The sequence below is a fragment of the Thermomonospora echinospora genome (genome assembly GCF_900108175.1).
GTDB classification, from domain to species: Bacteria; Actinomycetota; Actinomycetes; order Streptosporangiales; family Streptosporangiaceae; genus Thermomonospora; species Thermomonospora echinospora.
In genome coordinates this window covers 80985-106346 of record NZ_FNVO01000022.1, presented here as the reverse complement: position 1 = coordinate 106346, position 25362 = coordinate 80985, and the positions used below count along the sequence as shown (strand labels likewise).

General features: G+C 71.5%; 21 protein-coding genes. 20 read left to right on the top strand and 1 reads right to left on the bottom strand.

Going from position 1 to position 25362, the window contains the following annotated elements; all coding sequences use genetic code 11:
* Window positions 1-68: 68 nt before the first annotated feature.
* Window positions 69-1625, bottom strand: coding sequence for a DUF4407 domain-containing protein (locus C4U03_RS32910; RefSeq protein WP_103943582.1), 1557 nt, complete (start codon window positions 1623-1625; stop codon window positions 69-71).
* Between the two features lie 723 nt (window positions 1626-2348).
* On the opposite strand from C4U03_RS32910, the gene C4U03_RS32905 reads away from it, so the two are divergent.
* The 20 genes from C4U03_RS32905 to C4U03_RS32810 all read left to right on the top strand — a co-directional run bounded on the left by C4U03_RS32905 (window position 2349) and on the right by C4U03_RS32810 (window position 25285).
* Window positions 2349-4115, top strand: coding sequence for a hypothetical protein (locus C4U03_RS32905; protein ID WP_146087608.1), 1767 nt, complete (start codon window positions 2349-2351; stop codon window positions 4113-4115).
* A gap of 7 nt (window positions 4116-4122) precedes the next feature.
* Complete coding sequence (locus C4U03_RS32900; protein WP_146087607.1) at window positions 4123-5163, top strand: hypothetical protein; 1041 nt, start codon at window positions 4123-4125, stop codon at window positions 5161-5163.
* 12 nt (window positions 5164-5175) lie between these two features.
* Window positions 5176-7830 carry a hypothetical protein gene (locus C4U03_RS32895; protein WP_103943577.1) on the top strand — a complete coding sequence of 885 codons (2655 nt, stop codon included), beginning with the start codon at window positions 5176-5178 and terminating at the stop codon, window positions 7828-7830.
* A 1-nt stretch (window position 7831) separates the two neighbouring features.
* Window positions 7832-10288 carry a hypothetical protein gene (locus tag C4U03_RS32890; RefSeq protein ID WP_103943575.1) on the top strand — a complete coding sequence of 819 codons (2457 nt, stop codon included), beginning with the start codon at window positions 7832-7834 and terminating at the stop codon, window positions 10286-10288.
* Between the two features lie 168 nt (window positions 10289-10456).
* Window positions 10457-10981, top strand: a complete 525-nt coding sequence (locus tag C4U03_RS32885; RefSeq protein ID WP_103943573.1) for an aromatic-ring-hydroxylating dioxygenase subunit beta — start codon at window positions 10457-10459, stop codon at window positions 10979-10981.
* Window positions 10982-10992: 11 nt separating this feature from the next.
* A complete protein-coding gene (locus C4U03_RS32880; RefSeq protein ID WP_103943570.1) occupies window positions 10993-12351 on the top strand; it encodes an aromatic ring-hydroxylating oxygenase subunit alpha in 1359 nt (452 codons plus the stop codon).
* Entirely contained in the window at window positions 12348-12968 is a 621-nt protein-coding gene (locus C4U03_RS32875; protein ID WP_103943569.1) for an isochorismatase family protein, read from the top strand. Before C4U03_RS32880 ends, C4U03_RS32875 begins: the two co-directional genes overlap by 4 nt.
* Window positions 12962-14122, top strand: a complete 1161-nt coding sequence (locus C4U03_RS32870; RefSeq protein WP_103943567.1) for an NADH-ubiquinone oxidoreductase-F iron-sulfur binding region domain-containing protein — start codon at window positions 12962-12964, stop codon at window positions 14120-14122. Before C4U03_RS32875 ends, C4U03_RS32870 begins: the two co-directional genes overlap by 7 nt.
* Before the next feature lie 10 nt (window positions 14123-14132).
* Entirely contained in the window at window positions 14133-14321 is a 189-nt protein-coding gene (locus tag C4U03_RS32865) for a ferredoxin (RefSeq protein WP_103943565.1), read from the top strand.
* A 5-nt stretch (window positions 14322-14326) separates the two neighbouring features.
* Complete coding sequence (locus C4U03_RS32860) at window positions 14327-15085, top strand: SDR family oxidoreductase (protein WP_103943563.1); 759 nt, start codon at window positions 14327-14329, stop codon at window positions 15083-15085.
* Window positions 15086-15111: 26 nt separating this feature from the next.
* Window positions 15112-16128, top strand: coding sequence for a M29 family metallopeptidase (locus tag C4U03_RS32855; protein WP_103943561.1), 1017 nt, complete (start codon window positions 15112-15114; stop codon window positions 16126-16128).
* A gap of 2 nt (window positions 16129-16130) precedes the next feature.
* A complete protein-coding gene (locus C4U03_RS32850) occupies window positions 16131-17267 on the top strand; it encodes a DODA-type extradiol aromatic ring-opening family dioxygenase (protein ID WP_103943560.1) in 1137 nt (378 codons plus the stop codon).
* Window positions 17249-18115 (top strand): nitrilase-related carbon-nitrogen hydrolase, encoded by an 867-nt coding sequence (locus C4U03_RS32845; RefSeq protein ID WP_103943558.1) that lies wholly within the window; start codon window positions 17249-17251, stop codon window positions 18113-18115. Before C4U03_RS32850 ends, C4U03_RS32845 begins: the two co-directional genes overlap by 19 nt.
* Complete coding sequence (locus tag C4U03_RS32840) at window positions 18112-18378, top strand: hypothetical protein (protein ID WP_103943557.1); 267 nt, start codon at window positions 18112-18114, stop codon at window positions 18376-18378. The genes C4U03_RS32845 and C4U03_RS32840 overlap by 4 nt, the downstream gene beginning before the upstream one ends.
* Before the next feature lie 2 nt (window positions 18379-18380).
* Complete coding sequence (locus tag C4U03_RS32835) at window positions 18381-19202, top strand: GntR family transcriptional regulator (protein ID WP_103943555.1); 822 nt, start codon at window positions 18381-18383, stop codon at window positions 19200-19202.
* Window positions 19199-19936, top strand: coding sequence for a maleate cis-trans isomerase family protein (locus C4U03_RS32830; protein WP_103943552.1), 738 nt, complete (start codon window positions 19199-19201; stop codon window positions 19934-19936). Before C4U03_RS32835 ends, C4U03_RS32830 begins: the two co-directional genes overlap by 4 nt.
* Window positions 19937-20052: 116 nt before the next feature.
* Window positions 20053-21633 (top strand): purine-cytosine permease family protein, encoded by a 1581-nt coding sequence (locus C4U03_RS32825; RefSeq protein WP_103943550.1) that lies wholly within the window; start codon window positions 20053-20055, stop codon window positions 21631-21633.
* A 13-nt stretch (window positions 21634-21646) separates the two neighbouring features.
* Entirely contained in the window at window positions 21647-22480 is an 834-nt protein-coding gene (locus C4U03_RS32820) for a VOC family protein (RefSeq protein ID WP_103943548.1), read from the top strand.
* A gap of 17 nt (window positions 22481-22497) precedes the next feature.
* A complete protein-coding gene (locus C4U03_RS32815; RefSeq protein WP_103943547.1) occupies window positions 22498-24390 on the top strand; it encodes an NAD(P)/FAD-dependent oxidoreductase in 1893 nt (630 codons plus the stop codon).
* 91 nt (window positions 24391-24481) lie between these two features.
* Window positions 24482-25285 carry an SDR family NAD(P)-dependent oxidoreductase gene (locus C4U03_RS32810; protein WP_103943545.1) on the top strand — a complete coding sequence of 268 codons (804 nt, stop codon included), beginning with the start codon at window positions 24482-24484 and terminating at the stop codon, window positions 25283-25285.
* The last annotated feature ends 77 nt before the right edge of the window (window positions 25286-25362 follow it).

The following is a 25362-nucleotide window of genomic DNA, read 5'->3' as shown; positions in this document are numbered from 1 at the left end:
GTCGATCGTCACGGTCTCGGGCGGGTCCGGCCCGGGGTCGTCCGGGCGGTCCCGTCGGGCCGAGGGGTTCACTCGTCGTCGAACTCCAGCAGCCGGTCGGCCTCGTCATCACGGCCGGACGAGCCGGCCCGCCGTCCGGGATCGGGCACCGTGGTCACCCGAGACGTGGCGAAGCCATCGTCCGCCGGCGGCGGGGGAGCGAAGCCCGCACCGGTCCCTCCGGCGTCCCCGGCGCCGTCGTCCCATCCGTCGGCGTCGTCCCACCGGTCGGCGTCGGCCGGCGGCAGACCGTCGTCGAAGCCGGCCCCCTCGCCGTCGTAGCCGTGCACATGGGTGTCGGGCATCTCCCGCAGCCGCTTGGCGTCCCCCAGGTGCGGGCCGTCGGAGGGCCGGCCGCCCCGTTCCTCCTCCGGATCCAAGTCTGCGGATAGGGGAGTGGTGGCCTTGGGCGGCGGCCCGTCCGTCATGTCATGGGGCGTGTTCCAAAGCTCGAAGAGTGCGTCGTCGACGCCCGGCTCCGCCGAGCCACCGGTACGGATCTTGATCCGGGCGCGGTCGAGTTCCACGCCCTCCTTCTCCTTCACGACCCGCTCGTAGTTGCTCTCCGGCGAGAACAACATGAGCAGCTTGACCAGCACCGGCAGGATCTCGATGGAGGTGAACAGCAGGATCAGCAGCAGGTGGGCCCGCCGCATCGCCTCGTCGCGCTCCGACAGCCGGTCCAGCGCCTCGATCCGGGCCAGCAGTCCATTGGAGTTGCGCTGGCGGTCCTCGAACTGCTTGCGCAGGTTCTCCTGCTGCCGGACGCGGTCGGCCAGCCGGGCCTGCACGCCGGGCAGCGCCGCCCTGGCGTCGGCGACCCGCTGGGCGCGGCTGGCCTCGTCGTTGGCGCTCAGCTCCCGCTTGCGGCCCTCGATCTGGCCGTTGATCGTCCTGATCCGGCCTTCGGCGGTGTCGAGCGCCCTGCGGGCGGCGTCGGCGAGCGGGCCCGGGCCGGTCGGCTTGCACGGCCCGTACAGCTGGCAGTCCAGTTGCTCGACGGCCTTGTCCCGGGCCGTTTGGGCCTCCTTGAGCTGGGACCGCAGGCCGATGACCTCAGGATCGGCCTCCGGGTCGCTGGGCGCGTCGCCGCCGCTGGCGATGGTCTTCTGCAGCGCGTCGCGCTGGGCGGTCAGGTCGGTGATGGCCTTGCCGGCGTCCCCCTCCCGCTGCTGCCGCTGGAAGGTGTCGGCGTCCGCCTGGTGCATTCTGGTGATCTCCGCCGCGATCTCCGGCTCGAAGACGCGCAACACCAGGGGAGTGGAGATGACCACGCCGAACAGCACGGCCAGCGCGAACCTGGGCACCGCGGTGAGGATGTTCTGCCACAGGGAGCCGCGCTGGATCGAGGCCACCAGCCAGCGGTCCAGCAGCATGATGCCCACCGCCCAGGCCACCCCGAAGGCCACGGCCGCCGCGGCGGGCACCTTCACCGCGCTGGTCAGCGCGTAGCTCATGGCGACACCGGCGATCGCCCCGGTGAGCACGATGGCGCTGCCGATGCCGACGTGCTTGGGCCTGTCACCGGGGCTGAGTTCGAGAGCGTCCGCACGGGCGCTGGAAAGCCACACCAGAACGTTCTTCAAAAGACTCTCCCGTACGTGCCGACCCCTGATCGGCGCGGTCCCGAGGTCGAGTGCGACCGGGACGCCCGCCAGGAACCCGGCGACATCATTCCAGGACGGAGACTACGCGAGGATTGGCGCCGAAAAGGAGGCATTTGTGCGCGGAACCCCCATCCTCCTCCTCCCAGTGTCCCTCACCACGGACGATTCGTGTCACCGGCGCCGGCGCCCCGACCTGTGGCCAGATCCGGATAAATCGCCATCAAGTGGACTTTGTGTCAAAATACACAAAGTCCTCCTGCGGTCTGCTGTACCATCCCTCGCCGGAGACCTGTCGATTTGGGCATCGACGCGTGGGGGCAAAAACGGCCACATGTTGGAGCATGCAAAGTCTCGCCACCCTCATATGGCGGATCTCTGTCGGTGTGCCCCGGGACCGGGAGCGCCGATGGTGATCGGTGGCCACCGCACCCGGATGTCCCTCGCCTCCGGTCTGGCACACGGCGGCCGGTCCAGGAGCCGGCGACCTCCCGCCCCCGTCCCCGCCCAGCAGACCTGCCGGAACCCGACCTGAAGAGATCCGATGCCCCGCGCCGTACCTGGCCGAAACCGGTCAGGCACGGGGGGACCACAGGCCAGGTGGAGGGCCGACGCACCGGCGGACGCCGGGCCCGCCGTCCGTGGGCCGATTCCGGTACGACCGCGGCGCTCGCCCACGAGCGCCTCAGAACGTGAGGACGCCCTATGCCTCGTTACGAGCGGGATCCCTCACCCTGCCCGGTGTGCTTCGCCCCCGGGGGAACGGGCGGGACCTGCGGCGACTGTGGCTGGTGCCCCCTGCCCGAGGGCACCCCCACCCGGGAGCAGGAGCGGCGTCTGGAGTCCGCCCAACGGATGTTCGACGCGGTCGCCGCCGCCCGGATCTCGCCGGTCGAGGGCCGGGACCTGCCCTACATCCGCAGCAGCAGGCCCAGCGACACCGAATGGGCCACGGCACGGCGGTACGCCCAGGTCGACACCGACTCGGCCGAGGGGTTCCGCGACCGTCTCCACCAGGTGCTGGCAGGCATGCCCGACCAGGGGCGGCTGAGCATCGTCGAGGCGGGCGAGACCGGGATCACCGTGACCGTGGTGGGGGTGGACGGCTTCGGCCTGCCGCGTTCACGGCGGCGGCCCACCGTGCCCTGGCGCGACCTGGTGCCGATGCTGGCGGCCGGACCGGTGGACGAACCGGCGGGAGGGCCGGTGGACGAGTTGCGGTTTCGGCTGGCCGGAGGGTTCGGGGGAGTGGACCGGATCCGGCTGTGGGCGGAACTGGAGCGCAACCTGACCCAGCGGCTGCCGCTGCCGGACGGGCACCAGATCATGCCGGTGTGCACCGCATCGGGCTGGCCGGTGCCGGAACGGGCGCTGGCCATGCTGGGCCGTGGCCGCACCCAGGACCCGCCCACCCGCCTGGCCGGGGGCGACGTCGCCGCGGTCGTCTCCGAGACGGTGGCCGCCCTGCCGCTGCGCGGCCATCTGGAACTGGTGGTCGTCCGGGTGGACCGGCGCACCGGCCAGGTGCATCCGGACGGCGTGCGGCTGTTCGCGGCCGGTGACCAGGTCGGCACCGAGCGCAGCCTGACCTTCAGATGCGTCCACCCCCATCCCGACGGCACCGTGCTGGCCGTGGCCACCTGGCGGGACGACGGGCCCCGCGTGCTGTCGATCGGATCGGTCCACCTGCCGGAGGGCGAGCACCGGCTGCGCGCCGTGCTGGCCGGCGCGGGCCGGATCAAATTCCTCGACCCCGCCGGGATCACGCCCGAACACCGGCCCTGGTCGGAGCTGATGGCCACGCTGCCCGACCGGCTCGCCCCCCAGGTCGCCGAACTGGACGTGGTGTGCCTGGTCGACCTGTCCGGCGACGGGTCGGCCGCCCGCCGCCGGCTGGCGGCCGAGTTCGTCAAGCTGGCCGCACGTCGGCTGCCCGAGCCCGGCCGGCTGCGCGTGGCCGTCATCGGATACGGCCGCCACGACTTCCGGATGGAGGCCGAGGACGCCGGGGTCCTGCAGGGCAAGTGGCTGGCCCCGCCCGCCGCCGCGCTGGACACCCTCGATCGGCTGCGCCAGGTTTGGACCGACCGCATCCCCAGCGCCCCCGTCGAGGACGCTCTGCACCAGGTCGCCAAGCGCATCACCACCATCCCGCCCGAGCGCAAGGTGGTGATGCTGACCCTGGGCGAGCGGCCCCCGCACCCGCCGCGCGACGACCCCAGCGGCATGCTGCCCTGCCCGCACGGACATGACTGGGGCAGCCTGCTGCGCCGCGTCCAACGGCACCCCGGGCTGCTGAGCGTGGCCGTGCTGGATTCCGCCGAGCATCTGACGCCCGCCTGGCGGCGGATCGGCGGCGACGCCCTGCTCCGGCTGGACCGCACCGACGCTCACAAGCTCGCCGCCGTGACACGGATCGTCGTCCCCGAATCCGGCAGACTCGCCTTCCCCCTGCCGGCCTCCGAAGGTTGAGGTGACCATGAGCATTGGACCGATGAACCACACCGCCCCACACGGGGGGAGGACGGCCAGGATCGGGCTGTGGGGCGCCTCCGGCAGCGGCAAGACCTCCTATCTGGCCTCGCTCTTCGTCGCGGTCAACCAGACCCAGGGCAGATGGAACATCGTCGGGGTGGACAAGGAGTCGGTGGACTTCCTCGCCGAGAAGACCGACACGCTGACCCGGCGGCGCCGCTTTCCCCTCAAGACCGAAGGCATCCAGCATCTGAGCTGGACGGTGATGGGGACGACCGAGCAGACCGTCCGGGAACGCTGGCGCAAACGGACCGAGACCGTCCCGCTGCACATTCAGCTCGACATGATCGACGCCCCCGGGGGCTACTTCAAGGGCGCCGAGGAGGACGAGAAGGCCGGGGAGGACCTGGACATCGACATCGACTTCAACGATGCCGAGGATGCCTCCGCGGGAGGGGGGAACACCCCCGAGGACCTCATCGACCAGCTCACCGAGTGCGACGGCATCATCTACCTGTTCGACCCGCTCCGGGAGAACGAGCACGGCGACGAGTTTCAGCACTTCCAGTGGGCGCTGCAGAACATCGTCCACCGCGCGGCGCAGAACGGCACGCTCGACGGCATGCACCTGCCCCACCACCTGGCCGTCTGCATCACCAAACTGGACGCCCCCAAGGTCTTCCACACCGCCTCCAAACGGGGATGCCTCACCGTCGACCCCGACGACCCGTACCTGTTCCCCCGGGTCCGCGACGACAAGGTGGAGGACCTGTTCCGGGACCTGGGCCGCCTGTCGCCGACCCGCAGCGCGCTGATGGTCCACGACGCGATCAAGGCGTCCTTCCACCCAGGCCGGGTGCGCTACTTCGCCACCTCGGCGGTCGGCTTCTACCTGGGCCGACGGGCGACCCGCTTTCGCGTCGCCGACTTCCAGAACGTGATCCCAGACCCGGACGAGCGGCAGAAGTACGCGATCCGGGGCGACATCCACCCGATCAACGTCCTGGAGCCGCTGCTGTGGCTCGGCCAGCAGACCAGGCGATAGGAGGGGTGCGCCATGGCGACGATCACGATGGAGTGGGCGCTGTGGAGCGAGCAGCCCGGTGCCAGGGACGACTACACCGTGCTGTCATGCAGCAGTGGCAGGCTCCGCCCGGCTCACTTCAAGGAGATCATTCGGCGGTTCTCCCCCGGAACGCCCGAGTCGGAGGGGTTCCTGCCCCGGGTCACCATCAGCTCGGTGGACATCGAGCGCCGCCCGTACGTCGGCATGGCCATCCAGGACCGCTCCGACCACTACGACGGCACCGGCCGCAGGATCGCCCCCACCCGCTTCTTCCTCATCCCCTACGAGTCGCTTGGCGAGTACCCGGCCTCCTACCGCGATCTCTACACCGAACTGTCCGCGCTCCGCCTTCCCGAGACCGGCCAGGAACCACCGCTGGAGATCACCGTCCCCGCCCTGGACGCCCCCACCCTCGCGGCGGACCTGGCCCGGCTGGGCCCAGAGTCGGCGCTCACCGCCGCCGCCCACCTGCTCGGCAGAGGACGCGTCTGCCTGACCCAGGCCGAACAGACCACCTTCGACGAACGCCTACGCTTCCTGGACACCGCCGTCGCGCTGCTGCCCTATGGATACCGGGCCAAACTCACCGCCACCACCTGGGCCAACAGCGCCACCCGCCACAACCTGCGGCTGTACTTCGCCCGAAGCGCCACCAACGCCCACGCCCTGTCCCTGCCCTGGCAGGAATCCACCAGCGGATACCTCAACAGCTCCTATGCCGTGCGCCTGGGACAGCTGCTGCGCGACCACAAGCCCGCCCAGGTGATCGCACTGCTGGCGGCCGAAACCGAGCCCCGCCGACTCGACGGCACCGACGCGGCATCCGCCACCCTGACCAAAATCGCCAAGAGACTGCACCAGCGCCGGCTGGCCCACCGCGCCGACCTCACCCTTGAGGATCTGCGGGACTGCCTCGACGACGAACTCCTCGGCCCCGGCGAAGCGGAGATCTTCCTGCGCAGGCTCATCCCCCAGGCCCGCGGCGAGGACCTGAACCGGATCCTCCGCTGGCTGCCACGGGTCGCCGCCACGAGCGGCCTGGGCCCCTGGCGGCAGTCCCTGGTCGAGACGGCCACCCGGCTGCTGTGGTCCGAAGGCGCCCGGTTGCACGGCCTGCTGCAGATCACCGGGCAGGAGCTGGGCGTCGACCGGTTCCTGGCGGAACTGATCGAGGCCCGGTCCGCCCAGCAGACGCAGTCCATGCCGGGGCTGGCCGCAGTCGCCCAGTTGCTCATCGACTACACCCTGCACGACCCCGCTGCCTATCCCGGCACCTGGGCGGCGCTGTCCGAGGACGTCCCCACCATGCTCGCGATGATCCGCGCGCTGATCGACGGTGAGGAGGGCGAGCAGTTCGGCAACGCGCACCTTCGGGTGCAGGACATGCTCCCCGGCAACCTGCGTCCTTTGGCCGACCGGCTGACCGGCCTGATCCGGCCACTGGACGAGCGGCAGGAACAGGCGTTCACGTGGGAGGAGATCGCGCTCCTGGCCGACCACGGCGTCAGTTGCCTGCAACTGGCGCTCATCATCGCCTGCCGCACCGACAGGATTCGGCTCATGGCCCGGGCCTTCGTGGAGTGGATCATCGTCGGGGGCGGTCTCTCGCCGGAGGAGGGCCGGCTTTGGGGCGCCGAACTCGCCGGCCTCACTCCGGAGGAGCCTTCCGCACAGGCGATGATCGACGTCGTGCTGCTGACGATCGGCCACCGGCCCCGCTGGATCATGGTCGTCCCGCCGGAGGACTGGGCGACCTACGAGGAGATGTTCGCCCACCTGTGGAACTACCGCTGGCCCGACAGAAGGCAGATGTCCCTGGCGCTGGCCGACCACCTGCGCCACCTGGCATGGCACGACGTCCCGGGCCGGGCCGACCAGATCCTGCGGCTCCAGGAGAAACTCATCCTGGAGGAAATACCGGCGCTGAAGGACGCACTCGCCGAGAGCCTTTCGGGGGCCGCCGACCTGTCCTGGGACCCCGACGCCCGGCAATGGCTGGCCCAGCACAGGCCGACGGCCGCCGCGTCGGCCGAACACACCGAGACCAGGGTCCCGACGTCATCGGACACCGGCGAGGCCGTGCACCCGGCCGCACCGTCGCAGTCGACCAGAGCGACGAAGACGGCGAACGAGATCCTCGACCTCATCGTGGCCCTCGCCCGGGACAGATTCTCGGCGCCGGAGATCTACCACCGGCTCGCCCAGCAGGGAACGCTCACTGACGTCGACGTCGCAGTGGCCGTCGTCGAGCGCCTGCCCTACGAGCTGCTGCAGGACAAGGCTCTGTACGAGGCCCGCGAGTGGTCCAACACGCTCGTCGAACACCTCTGCCGGGGAGATTTCGGCGCGGAATTCGCCAAGGAGTTCGAGCAAACCTACCTGGACGGGATTCTCGACGGAATAAACGACAGGATCCGTTTCATCCAGCACCTCGACAAGAACCCCGACACCGTGCTCGGTGACAAGCGGAACACCGACATGATCCAGTCCATGGCGGAGGTCCTGCAGACCATCGCCGGCAAGAAGAGACCGAGGGCGCCCGGGCCGAAGAAACCGAGGATCAAACGGATGCTCCGGAAGAAGGACGAGGAGAACCAGGTGACGCAGCCGGGCGCCTACTCCGACACGGACTTCGGGGCGCAGTGAGATGGCGGCGATCGAGGCGGAGTGGGCACTGTGGGGCGTCGCGTCGGACTCCGACGGCGACTACACGGTCCTGGCGTGCAGCGACGGACGGCTGCGTCCAGGCCACTTCAGGCAGCTCATCACCCGGTTCTCCCCCGGTACGCCCGAGGCCGAGGGGGCGCTGCCCCGGGTCACCATCGGGGCGGTGGACGTCTCCAAGGTCCCCCATCTGGGCATGGCCCTGCAGACGCTGGAGCACGGCCAAGTCCTGGAGGCCACCACGACGCGTTTCTTCTTCTTTCCCTTCCAGGCGCTGGGCGAGACTCGGGCGGCCTACCTGACCCTGTACGAGCACCTGTCGCGCGTCGAGCTGCCCGGATCCGGCACCGGCCCGCTGATCACCGTCGAACCGCCCGCGCTCGATCCCGCCGCCGTCGCCGAGGAGCTGCGGGACGCGGAGCCGGACGCCGCCCAGGCCGCCGCCCTCCTAGCGCGCGGGCGGCGAGTGTGCGTCACCCAGGCGGAGGCCGCCTCCCTGGAGGAGCGGCTGCGTTTCCTGGACGGGGTGGCGGCCTGGCTGCCGTACGGATACCGCGCCAAGCTCACCGCCACCACCTGGGCCAACAGCGCCACCCCGCACAGGCTGCGGCTGTTCTTCGCCCGGCACGCCGGCGGCGACGGCATCACGGCGATGCCCTGGCGGGGGGCGGCCCCGGCCCCCGCCGACCCCGCCGTCGAGGACGAGCACCTCGCTCCGCTGCGGGTCGCGATCGGCCGACTCGGCGGCGCGGCGGTGATCGACCGGCTGGCCTCCGACGTCACCCCCCACTCCTGCGACGACCCCGAGCCCGCCGTCCGGGCGCTGGCCGAGATGACACGGTCGCTTCGGGTGCCGGACGGCGAACTCGGTTTGGACGAACTGCGCACGCTGTTCGGCGGCGGGCCCGCCCCGGTCGACGGCCCGGACCTGCCCGCCGTGCGCCGGGCGCTGGTCCGGATGATCAGACTGGCCGAGCCGCAGGACTGGCCCCTCATCGAGCGGTGGTGGCGGGAACTCGCCGACGAGGACGCCACCGCGCTGTTCGCGGCGATGACCGACGGGTGCCGCCGGTCGCTGTGGTCCGGTGAGCGCACCGGGTTCGAGGCCGAGCTGCTGCTGGCGTACCGGCACGGTCGGGGGGACGAGTTCCTGGCCTCGCTCGTCGCCCCGCCGGACGAGCCCGCCGAGGCGGCCGAGCGGGGAGCACGGGCCGCCGCCGGGCTGGTCCACGACAGCGTGCTCGTCCCCGGCGCCACCGCCGGGCATCCGCGCACGCTGCGGGCGGTGCTCGACCATCCACTGGTGCTGTGCGCCTTCGTGGCACGGATCAGCGCCGTCGGCCGTGACCGACTCGGCGAGGGCCTGCTGTGGCTGCTGTCGGCGCCCGCCGAGGATCCCCAGCTGCTCGTGGTGCTGTGCGACGCGCTGGCCGCCGACGATCCCGATCCGCTGACACCCGAGAGGCTCCGGCGGCTGACCGCGGCCGGGCGCGGTTGCCTGGCGGCGCTGCTGGAGGGGGCGGCCGCGCTGGAGCGGCTGCACCTGGTGCTGGGACCCTTCGGGGAGCTGCTGGCCGCCGGGCGGCTCTCGGCCTCCGACTCCCGCTACTGGGCCGAACGGCTGGGTGCCCTGAGCCCCGCCGACCCGGCCGCGGTGGGCGCGATCGACGTCCTGCTGCTGGCGCTCGGGGAACGTCCCACCCTGCCGTGGAGCCTGACGCCGGGCACCACCGGGGACTACCGCAAGGGAGCCCTGGGCATTTGGCGGCTGCCGTGGCCCGACGGCGGCGGCCCCGCCCCCGCGGTGGCGGCCCTGCGGGAACGGCCCGACGTCCAGAGGTCCGAAGGGGCGCGCGAACTGCTGGCGATCCTGGAGGAGACCGCGGACGCCCCTGCCTCCCGGCCGCGGCCGCCGTCCCCCGTCCAGGCGGAGGACCGGTCCCGGGCCACCGTCACCATCGGTGAGGAGGCTCCCTTCCTGCAGGGTGCCGACGCGGTCGTGCACCAGCTCTGCATGGGATACCGGCGCGGCCTGACCCTCGACACCTGTGTGCGCCGTCTGGACGCCGACACATGGCCGCCCACGGCGGCGCTGGCCGTCGCGGTGGTGCGCGGGCTCGCACCGGCGCTCGTCGAGCACGGCGCATCGCCGGAGATCGCCCAGGACTGGAGCGTCGAACTCACCCGGCGCCTGGCGAGTGGCGACTTCGGTCGTGGGCTGGGCCGCCGGTTCCGGCGGGAGCTGCTGACCGCCGTCACCACCGACGTCAGGGACCGGCTGGCACTGCTGAGCGCCGCTGCGGACGAGGGTCCGCCGTTGTCGGGCACCCACCGCCAAGACCTGCAGGCCGTTCACGCCGAACTGGACCGCCTGCTGGCCCGGTCGCCCTCCGGGGAACGGCCGCAGCACATCCGCTATCGCAAGGCCGACCGGCACTGAGCCTCGTCCGGACGGCCCGGCCAGTGCTCTTCCCCCGTTGATCGCCAGGAGCCCGGGGGATGCTCGGCCCGGTCGAAACAATCTTTAACCTGTGGTTCTCGCCACCCCCTTGTCTGCACTCAAGAGTGTATGCAAAAGTGTGCCCACCTTTGGAAGGAGGGCGCCGTGATGGGAACCGGTGTCAGGGTGCGGGTGGGCAGCGCGCTCCACAGCGAGGTCGTCGAGTGGATGGACGCCGAGGCCGAGCTGCTGGACGACTACCGGGAGCGGGAGTGGCTGGAGGGCATGGTCAGCCGCGACATCGTCTACCAGGTGCCGCTGCGGCAGACCGTGGAACGGGCGCGGGGCATGGGCTTCCTGGAGGGGACGTTCCACCTGGACGAGACCTACGGGTCGCTGCAGAGCCGGGTCGCCCGCAACGAGACGGCGTACGCGTGGGCCGAGGACCCGCCCTCCCGGATCCGGCACTTCGTCACCAACATCAAGGTGACCGACGAGGGCGACGGCCTGGTCGGGGTGCGCAGCAACCTGTTGATCTTCCGTACCCGTCAGGACCAGACCCAGCCGCAGCTGCTGTCCGGGGAGCGCAAGGACACGCTGCGGCGCGAGGACGGGACGCTGCGTCTGCTCCACCGCCGGGTCCTGCTGGACCTCACGGTGATCGGCACCCACAACCTTTCCATCTTCTTTTGAGGAGCACGGCGATGACACGGAGCGAGCAGCTTCTCGACCAGCTGACCGAGGGCCTGGACCGGGGCGAGGTCCCGGCGGGGATCTTCGGCGACCAGGAGATCTACGACCGGGAGCTGCGCTCCATCTTCGGCAGGTGCTGGGTGTTCCTGGCCCACGAGTCGGAGATCGAGGCCAAGGGCGACTACGTCCTGCGCAAGATCGGTGAGGACAACTTCATCGTCGTGCGGGACGAGCAGGGCGAGATCCACGTGCTGTTCGACGCCTGCAGGCATCGGGGCGTGCAGGTCTGCCGATCCGACTCCGGCAACACCTCGCACTTTCGCTGCCCGTACCACGGTTGGACGTACAACACCAAGGGCGACCTGGTCGGCGCGCCACTGTGGCGCAACGCCTTCGGCGGCATGCCCAAGGAGGGCAACGGGCTGGCCAAGGCGGCCCGGGTCCGCTCCTACCACGGCCTGATCTTCGCCACGCTCGACCCGAGCGCTCCGGAGCTGGAGGACTACCTCGGCGGCATGGCGTGGTATCTCGACCTGCTGTTCGGGCTGAACGAGCACGGCATCGAGATCGTCGGCGCGCCCCAGCGGTTCGTCATCGACGCGAACTGGAAGTCCGGCAGCGACAACTTCGCCGGCGACGACTACCACCTCGGCACGCTGCACCGGTCGGTGTGGGAGATCGGCGCGTTCCCCGTCCCCTTCCGGGAGAACATGATGGGGTACCACATCCAGGCGTCGCCGGGCCACTCGCTGTCGTTCTCGATGGCCCCGACCGAGGATGAGCCCGGTCCCAAGTTCTTCGGCTTCCCCGAGGACCTCGCCGCGACCTTCGACACCGCCCGGATCAGCGAGCACCAGCTCGACATCGCGCGCCGCTCCCGGGTCATGGTCGCCAACGTCTTCCCGAACTTCTCGATCCTGGCGCTGCCGATGACCGAGGACGGCACCAACCACCCGCCGACGGGCGTGATGACGATCCGCACCTGGCAGCCGCACGGCGTTGGCCAGGTCGAGATCTGGAACTGGTTCTGCGTCTACAAGAACATGACCCCCGAGCAGAAGGACCGGGCTTACCGGGCGGGCCTGGGGACCTTCTCCATGGGCGGTGCGTTCGAGATGGACGACACCGAGCCATGGATCACGGTGGGCCGCACCGGCCGCTCGGTGGCCGCGGAACTGCTGGACTTCCAGCTGAACTACCAGATGGGCATGCCCGGCGTCGGGATCGCCAAGGAGGTCCCGGACTGGCCCGGCCCCGGCATCGCGTACTGGACCCGGTACGAGGAGGGCGTGCAGCGCAACCTGTACCGGTTCTACGCGGAGATGATGCGCGTCGAACAGGGCGCCTGGCCGAGGCTGACGTTCGAATGAGCGCCTGGATCGCGCAGACCCGGGAGCGGTACGAGCAGGGCGGCCTGGCCGGGCGCCTGACCTGGGGGCGGCGCCCGGCGGTGGTCGTGGTCGACCTCCAGGCCGGGTTCACCGACCCGGCCTGCCCGCCCGGGTCGGACCTGGACGATGTCGTGGCGCGGACCGCCGAGGTGGTGGAACGTGCCACGGCGGTGGGGGCGCCGGTGTTCCTGACCACCATCGCCTACCCGCCCGAGGAGCTGGACCGCCTGGTGTGGCTCCGCAAGATGCCGGCGATGCGCGCCCTCACCGAGGGCTCGAAGTGGGTCGAGATCGACGAACGGCTGCCCGTCCGGGAACCAGTGATCGTCAAGAAGGCCGCCTCCGCGTTCGCAGGCACCGACCTGGCCGGGCGCCTGGCCGCCGAACGGGTGGACACGCTGGTGGTGTGCGGCGCGACCACGTCCGGCTGTGTGCGGGCCACGGCCGTCGACGCGTGTGCGGCGAACCTGGCGGTGTTCGTTCCCCGCGAGTGCGTCGGCGACCGGGCGCCCGGCCCGCACGAGGCGAGCCTGCTCGACATCGACGCCAAGTACGGCGACGTGATCGGCGTCGAGGAGGTGCTGGCCCGATGGTGACGACCGCGACGCAGCACCGGCTGCTCACGCCGGGGCCGCTGGACCTGGCCGCCGAACTGGAGCGGGGCGCCTACTCCCCGCCCGCCTGCGACGACGTCATCGCCGAGCTGGAAGCCGCCGGGCTGCGCGGACGCGGCGGGGCGGGATTCCCGGCGAGCGTCAAGTGGCGCACGGTCGCTGACGCGTCCGGCCCCCGCGTGGTCGTCGCCAACGGCGAGGAGGGTGAGCCCAGCTCCCGCAAGGACCGCTGGCTGCTGCTCAACCGCCCGCACCTGGTGCTGGACGGCCTGCTGCTGGCCGCCCGGACCATCGGAGCGGACCGCGCAGTCGTCTACCTCTCCCACGAGGAGACGGTCACCGCGATGCGCGAGGCCATCGCGGAGCTGCCCGTCCCCGGTCTCGTCCCCGAGGTGCACGTCGTCGAGCCGACGTACGTGGCGGGTGAGGAGACGGCCGCCTGCCGGTCCATCAGCGGAGGCCCGGCGCTGCCGACGGCCCGCCCGCCGCGGGTCTGCGACTCGGGAGTGGACGGCCGTCCCACGCTGGTGTCCAACGTGGAGACGCTCGCGCACGCCGCGTGGATTTCCCGGAACGGCGCCGCCGCGTACCGGGAGAGTGGCACCGCCGGCTCCCCGGGCACGACGCTGGTCACCCTGACCGGTGCGTGCGCGGCACCCGGTGTTTATGAGGTCCCGTTCGGGCTCACGGTCGCCGAGCTGTTCGAGGTCGCGGGCGGGTTCACCGGTGCGCCCGCGGGGTTCGTGATGGGCGGTTGGTTCGGCGGCCTGCTCGGCCCCGCGCACGCCTCGACCGTGTGCACCTACGAGGCGGTACGCGCGGCCGGGTCCGGCTTCGGCTGCGGCGCGATCACCGCGCTGGCCCCCGGGACCGACCCGCTCACCGTGGCCGCCGAGATCACCGCCTGGTACGCCGCCGAGTCCGCGCAGCAGTGCGGGGCGTGCCTCAAGGGCACCGCCGCCATCCGGGACGCGTTCGCCGCGCTGCGCGACGGGACCGCCTCCGACACCGACCGGCACAACCTGGAGCGCTGGGGACGAACCCTGCCGGGTCGCGGCGCCTGCGCATTTCTGGACGGTGCGGCGGGCTGGGCCCGCACCGTCCACGACGAGTTCCCCGACCACTTCGGACGTTAGGAGAAACGACGTGAAGGTGTTCGTCGACGCCACCAAATGCAGCGGCTACGGCGCGTGCGCCGAGCTCGCGCCCAACCTGTTCGAGCTGGACGAGTGGGGTTACGCCGCGGTGATCGGGGACGGCGTCCCCTCCGACGAGGCCGCCGCCCGCCGTGCCGCGGCGGCGTGCCCCGAACTCGCCATCACCATCGAGGAATAGCGCGCATGGACCTGCAACTGGACGGTCGGGTCGCCCTCGTCACCGCGGCGAGCCGGGGCATCGGCGCAGCGGTGGCGGACCTGCTGGCCGCCGAGGGCGCGCACGTCGCCATCAGCGCCCGCGAGCCCGAGGCGGCGCCCGGCCGCACCCCGTACCCGGTGGACCTGGCCGACGAGGCGGCCGTGGACCGGCTGGTGCCCGACGTCGTCGCGGCGCACGGCCGGCTCGACGCGCTGGTCGTCAACACCCCCGGACCGAAGATCATGCCGTTCCTGGAGACCGGGGCGCAGGACTGGGCGCTGGCCTACGACCAGCTCGTCCGGCCCGCGGTGCAGCTCGCCACCGCCGGGGCCCGGCAGATGGCCGGGCAGGAGGGCGGCGGCTCGATCCTGTTCATCACCTCGACCTGGGTGAAGCAGCCCCAGGCCGGCGGTGTGCTGTCGGCGTCGATGCGGTCGCTGCTGTCGGCGCTGGCCAAGCAGATGTCGCTGGAACTGGCACCGCACGGCGTCCGCGTCAACCAGCTCATGCCCGGTGCGACCGGTACCGACCGGATGCGCACCATCGTGGCCGCCAAGTCCGCCGCCAACGGGACGAGTGAGGAGGAGGAGATCGGCAAGGTCGTCTCCGCGATCCCGCTCGGCCGGTGGGCCGAGCCCGACGAGATCGCCCGCGCCGCCGCCTACCTGGTCTCTCCCGCCGCCTCCTTCGTGACCGGCCAGGCGTTCGCGGTCGACGGCGGCGCGCTGCGCTCCACCCTGTGATCCCTCATCGAGAAAGCGAAGGCCCCATGCCGAAAACCCTGCGTGAACTGTTCGTCGACCAGTACCGGCTGTGCAGGCTGACCTCGTCGGAGACGGTCGCGGTGATCTCCGAGCTGGGCCACAAGGACGAGTACGTCCAGGCCGCCGTCGCCGCCGCGCGCGACCTGGGAGCGGGCGCCCTGGTGCTGACCGCCTCCAGCCTGTCCAATCCGCTGCTGCCGCCGCACGAGGGCGACGGCCGGGAGGTGGCCGCACTGCTGGCCGCCGCCGCCGAATGCGACCTGGTCATCGATGTGACCGTCGGTGGTCTCATCCACTCCGACGTACGGACGCGGATCACCGGGAACGGCAAGCGGATGCTGTTCGTCGCCGAGCCCGCCGACGTACTGGAGCGCCTGATGGGCGACGAGAAGCTGCGCGCCGTCGTCGAGGCCGGGGGCCGCCGGCTCAAGGCGGGCAGCACCCTGCGGGTGACCTCGGCCGCGGGCACCGACCTGACCGCCGACATCTCCGGCGAGGACCTGCCGATCACCCACCAGTGGGGGTACGTGGACGAGCCCGGCCGCTGGGACCACTGGCCGAGCGGCTTCGTGGCCTGCTTCCCGCACGACCTGACCGCCCAGGGGACGATCGTCCTGCAGCCGGGCGACGTGCTGATCCCCTGGCAGCGGGCGGTCCGCGACACGGTCACGCTGACCATCGAGAAGGGCTTCATCACCGGCGTCGAGGGCTCCGGCAACGACGCGTTCGTGCTGCGCGACTACTTCGAGGCATGGGACGACGAGGCCGTGTACGCCGTGTCGCACATGGGCTGGGGCGTGCACCCGATCGCCCGCTGGTCGGCGCTGGAGGTGTACGACCCGCGCTCCCTCTACGGCCAGGAGCTCCGCTCGACCGCCGGGAACTTCATGTGGTCGACCGGCCCCAACCGTTTCGCCGACCGGGAGACCCCCGCGCACCTGGACATCCCGATGCGCGGCTGCACCGTCGAGATCGACGGCCACGCGGTGGTCCGTGACGGCGTGCTGGTCGAGGAGGAGTGACGATGGACGCCAAGGTCCTGGAGAACGCGATCCTGTCACTCGGCCGCGACACCGCGCTGCTGGCCAGGTTCCGCGCCGATCCGGCCGGGGTGGGCGCCGAGCTCGGCCTGGACGCCGAGTGGGCCGCCGTCATCGCCGACGGGCGGCGCGACAGGCTGCGCTCGGCCGGGGTCGTGGACGGCATCACCATCCTGGTGAGCCGGTGGTTCGCCGACGACCTCGGCGACTCCACCAGCAGCAGCCGCTTCCACGTGGAGGCCTCCGCCCCGCTGCCCGACCCGGACGTCCCGGAGAACCTGGTGTTCGCCGGGGGTTGTTCGCACGTGCCCGACCTGCTGGCCCGGCCCGAGATCGACCCGGCAGACGCGGTCGAGCGGCTCACCGACGGGTACCGGCGGCTGGCCGAACGGCTCGCGGCAGCCGACCCCGAGGTCCTGCTGGTCACCGCCGACTGCCACTTCCAGAGCTTTCGGACCGGGGCGTTCGTCATCGGGACGGGCGCCTCGCACACCGGCTCGATGGAGTTCTTCAAACGCCCCGACCTGGACCTCACGCTCACCGGCGACCCGGAGTTCGCGCAGGCGATGGTGGACGCCGTGCGCGCCGAGGGCATGGAGGTCGAGGAGTCCGACCGGATCGACCTGGACCACGGCTTGATCGTCCCGCTGCGGCAGCTCCTGCCCAGGCCCGACCTGCCGGTCATCCCGATCATCACCCAGCCCGCGCGGTCGTTCTCCCCGTTCGGGGCGCGCGCCTTCGGCCAGGTGCTGCGCACGGTGGTGGAGTCACGCGGCAGGCGCGTGGCGATGCTGGCGACCGGCGGGCTGTCGCACTGGCTGGACCCGGGCAGGTTCGGCGGCGTGGACGTTGAGTTCGACACCTACATTCTGGAGATGCTGCAGGCCGGACGGGGCAACGACCTGGGCAACCTGGAGCCCTACCCGCTGCTGGACCACGGCCAGTACGAGTTCCTCAACTGGCTGATCATGCTGGGGCTGGCCGGGCCCGGGGTCCGCGGCGAGGTGCTGGCCTACGAGCCGATGGAGGCCTCGGGCGGCGGCTGGACCGTGGTGGACCTGCCGCTGCCGGACCGTGCCCCCCGCGACGAGGGAGGCCGGGCATGCCTGACCGGACGCTGAAGGTCGGCCTCACCCAGTGGCACGCCACCCGTGACGTCGCCGCCAACGTCGAGACCGCGTGCGCGATGATCCACGCCTGCGCGGACGCCGACCTGGTCCTGCTGCCGGAGAACGGCCTGATGCTCGGCACCAACGCCGAGATGCGGGACGCGGCGCTGACGGTGGACTCCCCGCAGATCGACGCGCTGCGCGAGGCCGCCGGGGCTGCCGGGACGACGGTGGTGCTCGGCGGCTTCAAGCGGCGGACCGGCGAAGTCATCCACAACACCGCGCTGGTCATCGCCGCGGACGGGCGGGTCGCCGGCGGCTACGACAAGATCCACCTGTTCGACGCGCGGATCGAGGGCCGCTCGTTCGAAGCGTCGGGGGTCGAGACGGGCGGCGACCGGCCCGCCCTGCTGCGGGTCGCGGGGGTGACCGTCGGCCTCACCATCTGCTACGACGTGCGCTTCCCCGAGCTGTACCGGGCGTTGGCGCTGGCGGGGGCGCAGGTGCTGCTCGTCCCGGCGGCGTTCACTCAGCGCACCGGGGAGGCGCACTGGGAACTGCTGCTGCGCGCCCGTGCCGTGGAGAACTCCGCCTACGTCGTCGCCTCGGCGACCGTGCGGGGCGCCGACGACGACGCGTTCCCCACCTACGGTCACGCGCTCGTCGCCGGCCCGTGGGGCGAGGTGCTCGCCGACCTCGGTACGGCGCCCGCCGCGAGCCGCGTCCTGGAGTTGGATCTCGATGAGGTCACACGGCGCCGGGAAATGCTGCCGGTCCTGCGCGGTGTCCGGCCGGACTCCTACGGTGGTCCCGCACAGGTCATAGATGCCGACAAAGTCGATGAAGGGGAGCTGACATGACTGCGGAACCGCCGCTGCCCGAGGGGGTCGTGCGCGCCGGCGAGAGCTTCGGCATCGGCAATGAGTTCACCGGCGTCCAGATCCGCAAGGTGTGGACCCGCCAGGGCGAGCGACTGGAGATCTTCGTACCCAGGCACGGCCACCGCATTCTGCTGGACGCCATGCAGCTGGAGATCATCGCGCGGCAGGACCCGGAGCGGTTCAGCCGGCTGTTCGCCATCGCGCTGGGATCTGAGGACGCTCCGGGCGAAGGGAACGGCTGACGGTGGCCGAGTCGCGGGCCGGCAACACGGTCGAGTCGATCTACCAGACGCTGCGCGAGCGGATCATCGACGGCGCCTACGCGCCGGGGATCCGGCTCTCCCAGGGCGGGCTGGCCGAGGAACTGCAGGTGTCGCGGACGCCGCTGCGTGAGGCGCTGCACCGGCTGGAGGCCGACGGGCTGGTCCTGTCGGAGGCCAACCGCGGTATGCAGGTCGCGCCGACCACCCCCGCGCACGTCGAGCAGTACTACGGGCTGCGGCTGCTGGTGGAGCCGCCGACGGTCGCCGGGATCCTCGCCGACCTCACCGACGGCGACTTGACCCGGATGGCCGAGGATCTGGAGCGGATGGAGAACGACGGCCGCCGCATCCGCGACTTCCAGGAGGCACACCTGCGCTTCCACCAGACCGCGCTGGGCCGCTACCCCACGGCATGGGCGGAGCTGACCGAGTCGCTGCATCTGAAGATCTACCGGCACCAGCGGCTCTACCTGTCGCATCCGGAGGCCCCCGAGGACTTCACCCGGCTCGACCGGCTGCTGCTGGAGGCGATGCGCGACCGTGACGCCGAGCTCACCCGGCAGGTGCTGGAGTTCCACCTCATCGACGCGGCGCTCGGGCTCGTCTTGGACCAGAACCCCGACCACGTGTTCACCAGCCTGCCGCTGGCGGCCCGCGGGGTGGGCGTCGACCTCGGCATCACCGCCGACCGGCTGATCACCCGGCCCGCCACGCTGCGCTGGCTGCGGCCCGGGGTGCGCAGCGCCCTCGATCTGTCCACTGCCAACCTGCGGCATGTCCGCACCGAAGGAGAGTCCCCATGACCGCCCTGCGCTTCGGCATGATCGTGCCCAGCTCCAACACCACGATGGAGACCGAGATCCCCGCGATGCTGCGGGCCCGTGAACAGATCGCGCCGGAGCGGTTCACCTTCCACTCGGCGCGGATGCGGATGCAGCACGTGGACCCCGAGCAGTTGCGCGCGATGGACGACCAGTCGGTGGCGTGCGCCGAGCAACTCGCCGACGCCGACGTGGACGTGATGGCCTACGCCTGCCTGGTCGCGATCATGGCGCACTCGCCCGGCTACCACCGGATCAGCCAGGAGCGTCTGTCGAAGGCCGCCGGTAGGGCGCCCGTCCTCACCTCGGCGGGCGCGCTGGTCGAGGCGCTGGAGCACCTCGGCGCCAAGAAGATCTCGGTCATCACCCCGTACATGAAGCCGCTGACCCAGACCGTGTGCGAGTACATCCAGGCGGAGGGCGTCGAGGTGCAGGACGCCGTCAGCCTGGAGGTCTCCGACAACCTGGCGGTCGGACGGCTCGACCCGCAGAACCTCCCCGAGATCGCGGCGAAGGTCGACACCTCCGGCGTCGACGCGCTGGTGCTCAGCGCGTGCGTGCAGATGCCCTCGCTGCCGGTGGTGCAGCAGATCCAGGACTCGTTCGACATCCCGGTGGTGACGGCTTCGATCGCCACCGTGTGGCGGACGTTGCGCGAGCTCGGCCTGGAGCCGGTCGTCCCGAACGCCGGCTGGCTGCTCGCGGATCGGGGCTGATTTTTCGGCCCCTTATGTGCATGCACTTATGCATGCACGCCCCCCATCGAGCGTACGCGCTCACTCCCGGCCTGGAGAAGGGACGCATGATGTCCGGTCGGAGAACAGAACTGTCGGTGTCCTACACAGACGACCCCCGGGTCGTCGCCGAGCAGAGGGTCGAGGATTACGCCCAGCACGCGGTCCCGCTGACCGCCCGCGTACCGCGCTTCAAGCTCCTCATGGCGAACTGGTCGCTGCTGAGCGCCATGGTGTGGCTGTTCTACGGGGCGTTGGTGTCCACCCTGTACGGCACCCGCCAGGCGGTGATCGGCCTGGTCCTGTCCGTCGTCGTCTACTCCATCCTGAACTGGTTCCTGACGGCTTGGGCCATCAGGACCGGGCTCAACCCCACCCTGCTGTCCCGCCGCATGTTCGGCACCTACGGGGCGACGCTGACCGCCCTGCTCATCGCGGCCAGCACCACCTACTACGCGGTCTTCGAAAGCAGCGTGCTCGCCGAGGCGTTCCACATCCACTTCGGCGCGCTCGACATCCGCTGGTGGTATCTCATCGTCATCGTCGCGGTGCTGCCCCTCATGGTCGGCAGCATCCAGACCTGGATGGACCGCATCAACGGCTACCTGCTGCCGATCTACATCGTGGGCATCATCGCCGCCGTGGTCGTCGCGGCCGTCCAGAACGACGGCGGGTCCGACTGGGCCTCCTTCGCGGGCGTGGTGCCGCCGCAGGCCCGGCCGCTGCCCGGCTGGCTGATGACCTTCTGCGTCTACATGGGCATCTGGCTGCTCATGGCCACCAGCCTGGAGTTCTCCCGGATGGGCCGCCCGCAGGACCTGCGGTTCCACCAGCACGTCACGTTCGGCTGGGTCTACTACGGCTGGATGTTCCTGCTGAACGGCCTGGCCGGCATCTACCTGGTGCGCACGGTGCTGCCCAGCGACCCCACCGCCGAGGTCGGCGTCGTTCAGGCGATCGTGCAGACGCTCGGCCTGTGGGGCGTGCTGCTGACCGTCGTCACCCAGACCCGGGTCAACACACTGAACTACTACCTGTCCTCGATCAACTGGGGGCGGCTGGCCGCACGGCTGTTCGGGCTGCGGCTGCCGCGCGCCGTCTGGGTGGTCGCCGTGGCGGCCGTCGCGTACCTGCTGATGCTCACCGACGTGTTCTCCTCGCTGCAGAAGGTCCTCGCCTGGCAGGGCGTGTTCCTGGTGAGCTGGATCGGGATCGTCTTCACGCACTTCGTGCTGACCCCCGCCGACCGCAGGAACGGGCCGGAGTTCCGGCCGGGCCGGCTGCGCGCCGTCACACCGGGCCTGGGGGTATGGGTGGTGGCCTCCGCGGTCGGGATCGCCCTGACGCAGAGCCCGCAGCAGTTCCCCAGGCTGTCCCCGCTCGCCCCGGTGGTCGCGCTGGCCGTCAGCGTCCTGTTGTACGCGGTCGTGCTCAAACTCGCCCCGTCCAGCCTGCTGCGGCGCGAGGGCGACCTGAGTGACGAGGTGGACGACCCCTGGGCCGCCCGGCTCGCCTGCCACGTTTGCGACCGCTCGTACACGGCCGTCGAGATGGACCGCGACCCGGCCGCCGACGGTGCCCCGATCTGCGCGGCCTGCGGCGAGGTCGACACGGCGTTCATCCAGGCGGTCCGCACGGAATCCGCGTCGGGCGCCGCCATTCCCGCCGCCGAATCCTGAGAGGAGGGACAACATGCGCGTATATGGAATGGCCTGGGTCGGTTCGCGGACCCCGCGCTTTGAGTCGATGCGCGACTTCCTCGCCGACGTCGTCGGCCTGCCGGTCGGCCTCGACCAGCCCGACGCCGTCGTCTTCGACCTGCCCGACGGCGACGCCTTCGAGGTGTTCAAGCCGACCGACACCGAGCACTCCTTCTTCGACCACCCGGTCGCGGGCCTGCTCGTGGACGACGTTCGAGAGGCGCGCGCCGAACTACAGGCCCACGGCATCGAGTTCATCGGCGACGTGCACGTGGGGGTCGAGACCTCATGGGCCACCGAGTGGTCCCACTTTCGCGCCCCGGACGGACACGTCTATGTGCTCGTCAGCCGTCCGGCGGCGCACCCGGGCGGAAGCCGCCGCGCGTTCGACGAACTGCGGATCTGCCTACGAGTCCGCGACCTCGACGCGGCGGTCCGCGTCTACCGGGACGGCCTCGGACTGCCGATCGTGGACGAGTGGACCCACCCCGGCGGGCAGCGCGGCGTGCTGTTCGCCGTGGCGCCGGCTGCGATCGAGTTGTTCGACGAGGCTCAGTGGGATTTGGTGGACGACTCCGAGACCGGGTCCCGGCATGGCCGTGATCACGCCTTGCGCGTCGAGGTCCGCGACGAGGCGGAGCTGCGCGCGCTGGCCGCTCGCCTCGCCGGGGCCGGCGCCCCGGCCGCGGGCGAACTTGTCGACACGCCCTGGGAGCAGCGCTGCCTGCGCGTAGCCGCCCCCGAGGGCGAACAGCTCACCCTCTTCGTCCTCCCGGACGAGGAACGCCGCGTCCGGGAGTCCGCCCGCCGTCTGCTACCACGTTGAACCGCCACGGAGGTCGCATGACCCTGCAAGCCCTGTCCCGGCCCGGCCGGATCGGCAGCCTGGACCTGAAGAACCGCGTCATCAAGTCGCCTCAGACCACGGCCCTGGCCAACCAGGACGGCACCGTCACCCAGCGGCTGGTCAACCACTACAAGCGGCTCGCCGAGGGCGGCGTCGGGTTGATCATGGTCGAGTACAGCTATGTGGACGACGACGCCAGCAAGTCCATCCACGCCCAGCTCGGGATCTCCCGCCGCGAGCACATCCCGGGCCTGGGCTGGCTGGTGGACGAGGTGCACGCCGCCGGCGCGAAGATCGGCATCCAGCTCGAGCACTGCGGCCGGCAGAAGTTCCTCGGAACTGCGCCGATCAAGGCAGCCTCCGAGGTGTCCTGGGACTACGTTGAGTCGCAGTACGGCCAGCGGCCGGCGCCGATGACCGAGGCGGAGATCGCGGGCGTGGTCGCCGCGTTCGCCGATGCCGCCGAACGTGCCTACCTCGCCAGGTTCGACATGGTCGAGGTGCACGCCGGGCACGGTTACCTGCTCACCAACTTCCTGTCCCCGCACACCAACAAGCGCACCGACCGTTACGGTGGCTCGTTCGAGAACCGGGCGCGGCTCACGCTGGAGGTCGCCGCGGCGATCCGCGCCCGGATCCCGCGCGACTTCCCGCTCAGCTTCCGGCTGTCGGTCACCGACTACGAGGCCGACGGCATCCCGATCGAGGAGAGCGTGGAACTGGCACGGCGGCTGGAGGAGGCCGGAGTCGACGTCATTCACGCCTCCGGCGGCCACCACGCGCTGATGGAGTACGAGGTCAGCCCGTGGTACATGCCCCGCGCGCCGCACCGGTGGGGCTGGGAGAAGATCAAGGAGGCGGTGTCCGTCCCGGTCATCGGCTCCGGCTCGCTGGTGAGCCCGGTGGTCGCCGCGGAGATCCTGGAGTCGGGCAGCGCCGACTTCGTCTCACTCGGCCGTGCGATGCTCGCCGACCCCGACTGGACCCGCAAGGCCCAGGAGGGGCGGCTGCTGGACATCGTCCCGTGCATCCGCTGTAACGACGGCTGCCTGGACCGGGGCCTCAACGTGGGCCGCAGCACCGGCTGCACGGTCAACCCCGCCATGGGGGAGGAGTACCGCTACCCGGTCGAGCCCGCGCCGGCCCCGCGCCGCGCGGCGGTCGTCGGCGGCGGCCCCGCCGGGCTGCGCGCGGCGGCGGTGCTCGCCGACCGGGGGCACGAGGTGACGCTGTTCGAGCCGGGCCCGCTCGGCGGATCGCTCGTCGCGGCCACCCGCTCGGCCCGTAAGCAGGACCTGGCCGACCTGCGCGCCCACCTCGTCCACCAGATCGAGGCCCGGAAGGTGACCGTGGTGGCCGAACGCGCCGACGCCGCCATGCTCGCGGGGTACGACCTGGTCATGGTGGCCACCGGCGGGGTCGCCCGGCCGCTGGACGGGGCCCGGCACGCCCGCGACCTGACCGACCCGGGCGAGGTCGCCTCGCCCGTGGTCGTGGCCGGGGGCGGCCTGACCGGCGTGGACACCGCCCTGTGGCTGGCGGACGCGGGCCACGACGTCACGATCGTCGAGGCGGCGCCGGCGCTGCTGGCCAACCGCGAGGTCTTCACCGACGCGGGAGCCCTGCCGGGGCTGCTCGTCGAGGCCGGCGTCAAGGTCATCACCGGCACGACGGTGACGGGCGCGGACGACGGCGGCGCGCGGACCGCCGACGGCGGGTCGATCCCGGCCGCCACGGTCCTCGCGGCGACCGGGTACACGACGGATCCGGCCCTGGCCGACGCCGTGCGCGAAACCGGCGCGCAGGTCGTCGTCCTCGGCGGCGCACGCCGCCCAGGACGCGTGCTCGACGCGCTGCACGACGCGTTCTTCGCCGCGCGCCCCGCCTGACGCGTCCGGTCTGGGGGGACGACCTCAGACCCCGGGAAAACGGGGCGTCCCGGGCGGGCCGCCCCGTATACGAATCAGAAAGGGGGAGCCCGTGGGTGCTCTCGAGGGGAAATCAGTGATCCTCACCGGCGCGGGGGCCGGCATCGGCCGCGCGGTGGTCGCCCGCTACGTCGCCGAGGGCGCGCGGGTCGTCGCCGTGGACATCGATGAGGAGGGGCTGGCGAGCCTTGCCGACGAGTGCGGGGGAGCGGTCGTTCCGCTGGCCGTGGACGTGCGGTCGTGGGAGGGCAACGTCGCGGCGGTGCGGACTGCGGTGACGGAGTTCGGCGGCCTGGACGTGCTGGTCGTCAATGCGGGCATCACCGACGGCGCCCGCCCGCTGCTGGACATCGACGGGCCGGACCTGACCGGGGCGTTCCAGGAGCTGTTCGCGGTGAATGTGCTGGCCGGGCTGCTGGCGGTGCGGGCCGCGGCCGACGCCCTGATCGCCAGCCGGGGGGCGGTCATCATGACGGGCTCGTACGCCAGCTTCCACGCCTCCGGCGGCGGCGCCCTGTACACCGCGTCCAAGCACGCACTGCTTGGCGTCGTCCGCCAGCTCGCCTACGAGCTCGCCCCCGACGTGCGGGTCAACGGGATCGCGCCGGGCATCGCGCCGACGCGACTGCGCGGCATCGACGCCCTGGGCCAGGAACGGTCGGATTCAGTGCTGGAGGGGACCGCCGCCGTCCTGCCGCTCCAGGAGGTACCGTCCACCGAGTCCTACGGCGGCCTGTACACGCTGCTCGCCAACGCTACCGACTCCGGCCATGTGACCGGAACGATGATCAGCGCCGACAGCGGCCTGTCCATACGCGGCTTGGCCCGTCCCGGCGGACGCGTCCGAACCCCCTGACACGCCCGTCGAACCACCCGGCAAGGCGTGAGAGCCGGCCGCCTCTCATGCCTTGCTCCGGGGAGGTGGCCTCGATC

Bases quoted from the DNA above. Each gene is read 5' to 3' on its own strand.
- C4U03_RS32875 (WP_103943569.1), top strand. From the start codon at position 12,348: ATGAGCGCCTGGATCGCGCAGACCCGGGAGCGGTACGAGCAGGGCGGC.
- C4U03_RS32870 (WP_103943567.1), top strand. From the start codon at position 12,962: ATGGTGACGACCGCGACGCAGCACCGGCTGCTCACGCCGGGGCCGCTG.
- C4U03_RS32815 (WP_103943547.1), top strand. From the start codon at position 22,498: ATGACCCTGCAAGCCCTGTCCCGGCCCGGCCGGATCGGCAGCCTGGAC.
- C4U03_RS32830 (WP_103943552.1), top strand. From the start codon at position 19,199: ATGACCGCCCTGCGCTTCGGCATGATCGTGCCCAGCTCCAACACCACG.
- C4U03_RS32845 (WP_103943558.1), top strand. From the start codon at position 17,249: ATGCCTGACCGGACGCTGAAGGTCGGCCTCACCCAGTGGCACGCCACC.
- C4U03_RS32855 (WP_103943561.1), top strand. From the start codon at position 15,112: ATGCCGAAAACCCTGCGTGAACTGTTCGTCGACCAGTACCGGCTGTGC.
- C4U03_RS32895 (WP_103943577.1), top strand. From the start codon at position 5,176: ATGGCGACGATCACGATGGAGTGGGCGCTGTGGAGCGAGCAGCCCGGT.
- C4U03_RS32850 (WP_103943560.1), top strand. From the start codon at position 16,131: ATGGACGCCAAGGTCCTGGAGAACGCGATCCTGTCACTCGGCCGCGAC.
- C4U03_RS32900 (WP_146087607.1), top strand. From the start codon at position 4,123: ATGAGCATTGGACCGATGAACCACACCGCCCCACACGGGGGGAGGACG.
- C4U03_RS32860 (WP_103943563.1), top strand. From the start codon at position 14,327: ATGGACCTGCAACTGGACGGTCGGGTCGCCCTCGTCACCGCGGCGAGC.
- C4U03_RS32820 (WP_103943548.1), top strand. From the start codon at position 21,647: ATGCGCGTATATGGAATGGCCTGGGTCGGTTCGCGGACCCCGCGCTTT.
- C4U03_RS32890 (WP_103943575.1), top strand. From the start codon at position 7,832: ATGGCGGCGATCGAGGCGGAGTGGGCACTGTGGGGCGTCGCGTCGGAC.
- C4U03_RS32885 (WP_103943573.1), top strand. From the start codon at position 10,457: ATGGGAACCGGTGTCAGGGTGCGGGTGGGCAGCGCGCTCCACAGCGAG.
- C4U03_RS32905 (WP_146087608.1), top strand. From the start codon at position 2,349: ATGCCTCGTTACGAGCGGGATCCCTCACCCTGCCCGGTGTGCTTCGCC.
- C4U03_RS32880 (WP_103943570.1), top strand. From the start codon at position 10,993: ATGACACGGAGCGAGCAGCTTCTCGACCAGCTGACCGAGGGCCTGGAC.
- C4U03_RS32840 (WP_103943557.1), top strand. From the start codon at position 18,112: ATGACTGCGGAACCGCCGCTGCCCGAGGGGGTCGTGCGCGCCGGCGAG.